Raw genomic sequence first — 724 nt, forward strand, 5'->3', positions numbered from 1 at the left:
CTTTGGCGTTGTAAGGTTAAGCCTCACGGTTCATTAGTATCGGTTAGCTCAATGTATCGCTACACTTACACACCCGACCTATCAACGTCGTCGTCTTCAACGTTCCTTCAGGACTCTCAAGGAGTCAGGGAGAACTCATCTCGGGGCAAGTTTCGTGCTTAGATGCTTTCAGCACTTATCTCTTCCGCATTTAGCTACCGGGCAATGCCATTGGCATGACAACCCGAACACCAGTGATGCGTCCACTCCGGTCCTCTCGTACTAGGAGCAGCCCCCCTCAATTCTCCAGCGCCCACGGCAGATAGGGACCGAACTGTCTCACGACGTTCTAAACCCAGCTCGCGTACCACTTTAAATGGCGAACAGCCATACCCTTGGGACCTACTTCAGCCCCAGGATGTGATGAGCCGACATCGAGGTGCCAAACACCGCCGTCGATATGAACTCTTGGGCGGTATCAGCCTGTTATCCCCGGAGTACCTTTTATCCGTTGAGCGATGGCCCTTCCATTCAGAACCACCGGATCACTAAGACCTGCTTTCGCACCTGCTCGAGCCGTCACTCTCGCAGTCAAGCTAGCTTATGCCTTTGCACTAACCTCCTGATGTCCGACCAGGATTAGCTAACCTTCGTGCTCCTCCGTTACTCTTTAGGAGGAGACCGCCCCAGTCAAACTACCCACCAGACACTGTCCGCAACCCGGATCACGGGTCTACGTTAGAAC

Annotated in this window: 1 rRNA gene; it reads right to left on the reverse strand. The window is 53.6% G+C overall.

Annotated features, from left to right (window positions below):
- Nucleotides 1–12: 12 nt before the first annotated feature.
- Nucleotides 13–724: ribosomal RNA gene (locus FDW98_RS05640) — 23S ribosomal RNA — on the reverse strand; the annotation flags it as partial.

It is taken from the genome of Citrobacter sp. wls711 (assembly GCF_005281055.1).
Lineage (GTDB): Bacteria > Pseudomonadota > Gammaproteobacteria > Enterobacterales > Enterobacteriaceae > Citrobacter > Citrobacter gillenii.